The organism is Micromonospora okii, assembly GCF_020884795.1.
Lineage (GTDB): Bacteria > Actinomycetota > Actinomycetes > Mycobacteriales > Micromonosporaceae > Micromonospora > Micromonospora okii.
Window position 1 is genome coordinate 283,008 of sequence record NZ_BBZF01000020.1, and the last position, 6,253, is coordinate 289,260.

The 6,253-nt window shown below is 71.8% G+C and carries 10 protein-coding genes; 5 read left to right on the plus strand and 5 right to left on the minus strand.

What is annotated here, in order from left to right; translation table 11 throughout:
* Positions 1–215: 215 nt before the first annotated feature.
* Together LPU43_RS19980 and LPU43_RS19985 are read right to left on the minus strand one after the other, a co-directional pair.
* Positions 216–521 (minus strand): DsbA family protein, encoded by a 306-nt coding sequence (locus tag LPU43_RS19980; RefSeq protein WP_229401994.1) that lies wholly within the window; start codon positions 519–521, stop codon positions 216–218.
* Between the two features lie 46 nt (positions 522–567).
* Positions 568–930: an antibiotic biosynthesis monooxygenase family protein gene (locus LPU43_RS19985; RefSeq protein ID WP_229401995.1), complete on the minus strand. Its 363-nt coding sequence runs from the start codon at positions 928–930 to the stop codon at positions 568–570.
* 341 nt (positions 931–1,271) lie between these two features.
* Here LPU43_RS19985 and LPU43_RS19990 point away from each other — a divergent pair, with 341 nt between their 5' ends.
* The gene (locus tag LPU43_RS19990; protein WP_229401996.1) at positions 1,272–1,886 is read left to right on the plus strand and encodes a GNAT family N-acetyltransferase; all 615 of its coding nucleotides are present in this window, start codon (positions 1,272–1,274) and stop codon (positions 1,884–1,886) included.
* A 49-nt stretch (positions 1,887–1,935) separates the two neighbouring features.
* Here LPU43_RS19990 and map read toward each other — a convergent pair whose 3' ends face one another.
* Positions 1,936–2,718, minus strand: coding sequence for a type I methionyl aminopeptidase (map, locus tag LPU43_RS19995; RefSeq protein WP_229401997.1), 783 nt, complete (start codon positions 2,716–2,718; stop codon positions 1,936–1,938).
* A 66-nt stretch (positions 2,719–2,784) separates the two neighbouring features.
* Here map and LPU43_RS20000 point away from each other — a divergent pair, with 66 nt between their 5' ends.
* The 3 genes from LPU43_RS20000 (at position 2,785) to LPU43_RS20010 (ending at position 4,371) form a co-directional block, all read left to right on the plus strand.
* Complete coding sequence (locus LPU43_RS20000; protein WP_229401998.1) at positions 2,785–3,087, plus strand: helix-turn-helix transcriptional regulator; 303 nt, start codon at positions 2,785–2,787, stop codon at positions 3,085–3,087.
* A gap of 170 nt (positions 3,088–3,257) precedes the next feature.
* Positions 3,258–3,449, plus strand: a complete 192-nt coding sequence (locus LPU43_RS20005) for a hypothetical protein (RefSeq protein ID WP_229401999.1) — start codon at positions 3,258–3,260, stop codon at positions 3,447–3,449.
* A gap of 46 nt (positions 3,450–3,495) precedes the next feature.
* Positions 3,496–4,371: an alpha/beta fold hydrolase gene (locus LPU43_RS20010; protein ID WP_229402000.1), complete on the plus strand. Its 876-nt coding sequence runs from the start codon at positions 3,496–3,498 to the stop codon at positions 4,369–4,371.
* A 28-nt stretch (positions 4,372–4,399) separates the two neighbouring features.
* On the opposite strand, the gene LPU43_RS20015 is transcribed toward LPU43_RS20010, so the two are convergent.
* Positions 4,400–5,542, minus strand: coding sequence for a helix-turn-helix domain-containing protein (locus LPU43_RS20015; RefSeq protein ID WP_255686350.1), 1,143 nt, complete (start codon positions 5,540–5,542; stop codon positions 4,400–4,402).
* Positions 5,526–5,669, minus strand: a complete 144-nt coding sequence (locus LPU43_RS20020) for a hypothetical protein (protein ID WP_229402002.1) — start codon at positions 5,667–5,669, stop codon at positions 5,526–5,528. The genes LPU43_RS20015 and LPU43_RS20020 overlap by 17 nt, the downstream gene beginning before the upstream one ends.
* Positions 5,670–5,835: 166 nt before the next feature.
* Between LPU43_RS20020 and LPU43_RS20025 the strand changes: the two genes are divergently transcribed.
* Positions 5,836–6,072 (plus strand): GntR family transcriptional regulator, encoded by a 237-nt coding sequence (locus tag LPU43_RS20025; protein ID WP_229402003.1) that lies wholly within the window; start codon positions 5,836–5,838, stop codon positions 6,070–6,072.
* Positions 6,073–6,253: the final 181 nt, after the last annotated feature.

The following is a 6,253-nucleotide window of genomic DNA, read 5'->3' on the forward strand; positions in this document are numbered from 1 at the left end:
CGGGCGGGCCCGGCGACGGGAAAGCCGCCACGGCTGACGTTATGCCCGCAGACCGCCCCACGAGCCGCGAATCGACACATACCGACGCCGGGCGTCGGCGGGCTCAGCCGGCACGAACGTCCGATCTACCGTGCGGGCCGCCGGTCACCACGGTCGTCCGCAATCTTGGCGGGCGGCGACGCGTGTGGTGCGGCGGAGCCCAGTGCGGCCAAGCGCTAGTTCAGCAACCGGTGCAGCTCTTCGGGGGTCTGGACACCGGAAACCGGGGATTGGCCGCCGATCACCAGCGACGGAACGCCTGTCACGCCGCACTCCGCGGCCCGGCGTTCATCGGCTCGCACCCGCTCGGCGTAGTCGTTCCCGCCGAGCAGGGTGCGTACGTCGCTCGAGTCGAGCCCGGCCGCGTTGCCCAGCCGTTCGAGGATCTGCGGCTCGGCGATGTTGAGACCTTCGGTGTGGTAGGCGTGGAGCAGTCGCTCCATCATGTTGTCGGCGACACCGTGGTCGATGGATTTCTTCATTCGACGGTCAGCGTCAGATCGCTGAACATGCTCGGCTGAGTGGGTTTCAGGCATCGGTCGGCTGCGGGCCGGGACCGACCTCACGGATGACGACGTACCTGGGGTTCCCGCTCATGCGGGGTTCGGCCTTGCCAGCCAAGCCGTCCAGGGCGTTACGGATGGCCGCCATCCGGCCTTCGTTGTCGGAGGTCGCCACAAAGTTGCGGTAGTCCGCCTCGCTTGCCCAGTGCACGATGTTGTAGACGCGAGTGCCGTCGATGCTGACGTGGAAGCGGGCCGACCGATAGCCAGGATAGAAGCGGACCCACTGCTCCTGAATCTCGGCGAAGGCAGCCACGAGTTCACGCTGCGTGTCAGGTCCATCGACCGTGTAGTCGATGATCGAGTAGAAGCCGGTGTCAGTACCCATGTGGTCTCCCAAGGATGCGCCATCAGAGATCGTGGCCCTGCCCTGGATCCTGCAACCTCAACAGGACTTGAGGTCAAGAGCGCAATCTGACGCCGCAGCGGCCACAGACGACGTGACCCTGCCCAAGCGCAGCCGGCGGTGACATCCGACCAACATCGCGCCGCACCACGCTCAACGAGACGAGCCCTCACCTGCAGCACACGCCGCGTTCGGCGGCTTCCGTGGTCGGCGTCGCCTGGGCCGCGATCGGTGGCCCCGTAGTCGGCGTGCCCGCGCCGTGATCGGCGCGCGTCGCCGAAATGGAGTCGCCTCCCCCGGAGAACCCGTGCGACCGTGGCGCGATGCCCCAACCGATCCTGCACACCGACCGCCTACTGCTGGTGCCGCTCGCCGACCGGCACCTGGAGCTGGCGGTCCAGCTCGACGCCGACCCGGAGGTGCTGCGCCACATCTTCGGCCGGGCGCGGTCCCGGGACGAGGTGGTCACCTCGCACGCGGGGCGGCTCGCGGCGGCCGGGAAGGTGGACGGCCTGGGCTATTGGATGGCCTTCGGCACCGACGGCGGGGCGCGCGGCTCGGCGCGGCCGGCACGCGAGGAGGACGGCGACTTCGTCGGGCTGCTGATGCTCCCTCCCGCGCACGGCCCCGACCAGCCCGACGATCCGACCGTCGCCGAGCTGGGCTACCGCCTGCCCCGCCGGTGCTGGGGCAGGGGCCTGGCCAGCGAGGCGTCCCGGGTCCTGCTGCGGCACGCCTTCGACACCGTCGGGCAGGCCCGGGTGATCGCGCAGACCATGACGGTGAACGCCGGTTCGCGGCGCGTGATGGAGGCCGTCGGCATGCGGTACGTCCGCACGTTCCACCCGTCCTGGGACGACCCGCTGCCGGACGCCGAGCAGGGCGAGGTCGAGTACGAGATGACGCGCGAGATGTGGCGGGCGGGCCGAGGGGGCTGACCGCCGCTCCCCTGCCGGCCCGGCCTGGTCGCCTTGCCGCGCCCTCACCTCACGGTTGCGCCTGTCGCGGCAGGGTGAGGATCTCGGCGCCGTCGTCGGTGATGGCGATGGTGTGCTCGCTGTGCGCCGTCCGGCAGCCCGTCGCGCTCCGGAGCGTCCAGCCGTCGGCGTCGGTGACGAGCTCGGCGGTGTCCGCCATGATCCAGGGCTCCAGGGCCAGCAGCAGCCCGGGGCGCAGGCGGTACCCGCGACCGGGCCGCCCCGTGTTCGACACGTGCGGGTCCTGGTGCATCGTCGACCCGACGCCGTGACCGCCGAACTGGGTGTTGATCGAGTATCCCGCCTCGCCGAGGACCGAGCCGATGGCGTGCGAGATGTCGCCGATGCGCGCGCCGGGGCGGGCCTGGGCTATCCCCGCGCGCAACGCGCGCTCGGTCGCGTCGATCAGCGCGACGCTCTCCGGGGGCCGCGCGTCGCCGACGAGGAAGCTGATGGCCGAGTCGGCGACGACTCCGCCCAGGCAGACGGCGAGGTCGAGCGAGAGCAGGTCGCCGTCGGCGAGCGAGTAGTCGTACGGCCGGCCGTGGAGCACGGCGTCGTTCACCGACGTGCAGATGTAGTGCCCGAACGGCCCGCGCCCGAAGGACGGCTCGTAGTCGACGTAGCAGGACTGCGCCCCGGCCTCCTCGATCATGCTGCGGGCCCAGCGGTCGATGTCCAGGAGGTTCGTGCCGACCGCACTGCGGCGCTTCAGCGTCTGCAGGATGTGGGCGACCAGGGCGCCGGTGTCCCTCGCTCGCGGCAGGTCTGTGGGGCTCAGGATCTCGATCACGCAGCGCCTTCCCTCGCGCGGCAAATAAGTATCCCGGCCATACTATCCCGGTACTAGAATCGGCCCATGGTCAGGTTGCCGCTCACTCCCGAAGAGGTCGAGCGCGGACGACGCCTCGGCGCCCTCCTGCGCCGCGCCAGGGGGGAGCGTTCGATGCTCGTCACCGCGCTGGACGCGGGCGTCTCGCCGGAGACCCTTCGCAAGATCGAGTCCGGCCGCGTGGCCACCCCCGCCTTCCCGACCATCGCCGCGATCGCCGAGGTCCTCGGCCTCTCCCTCGACGCGGTGTGGTCGGAGATCAACCGGTCGGACGGCAGGGCCGCACTCGCCGGATCGGCTCCCCGCCCCGGGGAGCGGCTGGCCTCGTAGGCACCCGCGTACTGGCTGCGGGGCCTCGCCCCCGAGTCCGGCGCACCCCCAGAGCGTCACGCCGGCCACCGTCTCCACCGACAGATCGGCGACACCGTGACGACGACAGCACCCGGAAATGTCGATCCGCGATCCGGCCCGGTCCAGGGGTTACGCTGGGCGCATCCGCCGTGCTGGACACCTACACGCCGGCTGAACTTCTGGCCATGGCGCGCCGCGTCGATCCGGGCCTTGAGGACGAGGACGTGCCGGTGGTGGGCCGACGGCTGGACAGGATGCCCGACGAGGCGTTCGTGCCATACCAGCTCACCCGGGACGACGTGGCGCGGCTGCGGCGACGGTTCGCCGCCTGGCCCCGGTAGCACTACGCACCGGGTCGGTGTCGTACGTCGGTCGTAGGCTCCCGGCATGACGAAGCCCCAGACGCACACCCTCGCCGCGCCCGGCGCCGAGCTGGTCTACGACGTGCGCGAGCCGCTCGCCGCATCCGCCGGGCACCGCCCGCTGCTCATGGTCGGCCAGCCGATGACCGCCGAGGGCTTCGCCACGCTCGCCGGGCACTTCACCGACCGCACGGTCGTCACCTACGACCCCCGTGGGCTGGGCCGCAGCGCGCGCACCGACGGCCGCACCACGCACACGCCCCAGCAGCAGGCCGCCGACCTGCACCTGCTGATCGAAGCCCTCGGCACCGGCCCGGTCGACGTGTTCGCCAGCAGCGGCGGCGCGGTGACCGCGCTCGAACTGGTCGCGGCCCACCCCGGCGACGTGGGCACGCTGGTGGCGCACGAGCCGCCGATCACCGCCGCACTTCCCGACGCCGACGCCGCCAAGCGCGCCCAGACCGCCTGCCACGAGGCGTACCAGGCGAAGGGCAACGGCGCCGGCATGGCCGCCTTCATCGCGATGGTGTCCTGGCAGGGCGAGTTCACCGACGCCTACTTCGCCCAGCCGACGCCCGACCCGGCGGCGTTCGGCCTGCCCACCGAGGACGACGGCAGCCGCGACGATCCCCTGCTGTCGAAGGCCTCCTGGCCGATCACCGACTACCGGCCCGACGCGCGGGCGCTCACCGCCGCGCCGACCCGGGTCGTGATCGCGGTCGGCGAGGAGTCGACGGGGACGTACACCGCGCGGGCGGCCGTCGGCACGGCGGCGCTGCTCGGCCAGGAGGCCACCGTGTTCCCGAGCGACCACGGCGGCTTCCTCGGCGGCGAGTTCGGCCAGACGGGCAAGCCCGCCGAGTTCGCGGCGCGGCTGCGCGGGGTGCTGGACGCCGGCTGATCTCAGGCAGTGCGATGCCCCACCAGGGTCACCGGGTGAGGCCGATGACCCTGGTCAGCCGGGCTACGCCGGCCGGTGCCGGGTGCGCCCGGGCAACCTCGGCGAGCACGGTACGCGCCACCGGCCGGCACCGGACCTCCGCCGGCGCGACCCCGTCCGCCTCCACCACCGTCCGCCCGGCCCCGTGCAGGTCACCGACCATCAGGTACGCCCGCGCCACGTCCAGCAGGTAGGCGGCCCGGTACTCGGCCGGCAGCCCCCGCCATGCCTCTCCGCCGACCGCTCGCTCGTGCCGAGCCACCGCCGCCCCGGCCTCCCCCAACTCCACCGCCGCCACCACCCGGGCCAACTCGACGGCGACCGGCCCGAAGCTGGTCCGGTGTGGGTCGTCCCTACCGCCGTGCCCGGCGGCGAGTGCGGCGGCCCGCTCGACCAGTTCGGCGGAACGACCGGCGTCGCCGCAGCCGGCGGCGGCGAGCGCGCCCTGGATCAGCAGCGCCCCGTGCACCGAGGCGGGCGCGAGCCGACGCGTGGCGGCCGTCGTCACCGCCAGCGCCAGCCGGTCGCGGCCCAGCGCCCGCAGCGCCTGCCCGACCGACACGGCCGCCGACGCCGCCAGCACCCGATCGCCGCCGGCAGCAGCCACCGCCCGATCAGCCGCAAGCCACCCCAGGTCCGCCTCGCCGAGCTTCACCAGCACCGACGAGGTGATGCGGTACGCCTGCACCAGCAGTCCCGGCGCGTCCGCCCGCAGGCCCCGGGCGGCGTCGAGCAGCCCCGGCAACAGCCGCACCACCTGCGCGTACTGCGCATGCTGGTACGTCAGCCAGGCGTGTCCCACGTGCCGGGTTGTCTCGGCCGCCGACGCCGACTGTCGGCGGATGTCGTAACGGGCCAGGGCGGCGCGGATGTCGTCCACGCCATCCGGCGGTCCCGCGCTCGTCGGCGACGGCCGCCCCTCGCCGAGCAGCGCCAGCGAGTCGACCCGCAGCACCTCCGCGACCTCCTGGATCACCGGATAGCGGTCCAGCGAACGCACACCCCGCTCGACCTTGTCCACCCAACTCTTCGACCGACCCAGCCGGTCGGCGAGCATCTGCTGAGTCATCCGCCGCCGCACCCGCCACCGAGCCACCCGACGACCGATCGGCTCCTCACCGCTGCTGACCACGCCGCCACCGCCGATCCGGCACCGCCCGCGTGATCTCCTCCACCGGCACGCGCTCCGCCTCGGCCAGGCCGAGAATCCGCCGCCTGGCGGCCTCCCGCTCGGCCTCTTGGTGCTGCTCGGGCGTCACTTGGTCAACAGGCTCTTCGGGACGTTGGAACCACCTCCACCTCGCCATGCCGCTCCCTTCAGAAGGATCCCGGCAGCACTATACTAGCAGAGTTGACAGAGTATGCAGTGTTGACAGAAACGACATACCAGACATGGCCATCTCTGCGCGCTGATCTACTAGAGCCATGAGCGGCTACGTTCCGACTTTCCGGATGGTCATCAACGACATCAGGAAATCGATAGCGTCGGGGCAGCTCAAAGAGGGAGACAAACTACCCTCCCTGCCTGAACTCGCCGAGGAATACGACTGCTCCATCGGCACGGTGCGACGCGCGATCGAGCATCTACAGATCACCGGGGAACTTCAGGGGCGGCAGGGCAAAGGGACCTACGTGACCGGAAAACCACCGCCGAGTTCTTGAGAACCTCGGCCACGTCTCCAGTCGATACGCCGCCGGCCCGCGCTGACGACGAGCGGAACACCAGCCCAATCCCGGGTAATTCGGAGCGGATCGATCGCCGGGCGACCTCCCTGGAACCGCCAGCGATCGGTCAGACATGCAAGATCGTGCTCGATCCCGGAAGGAGTGGCCTCCAACCCGC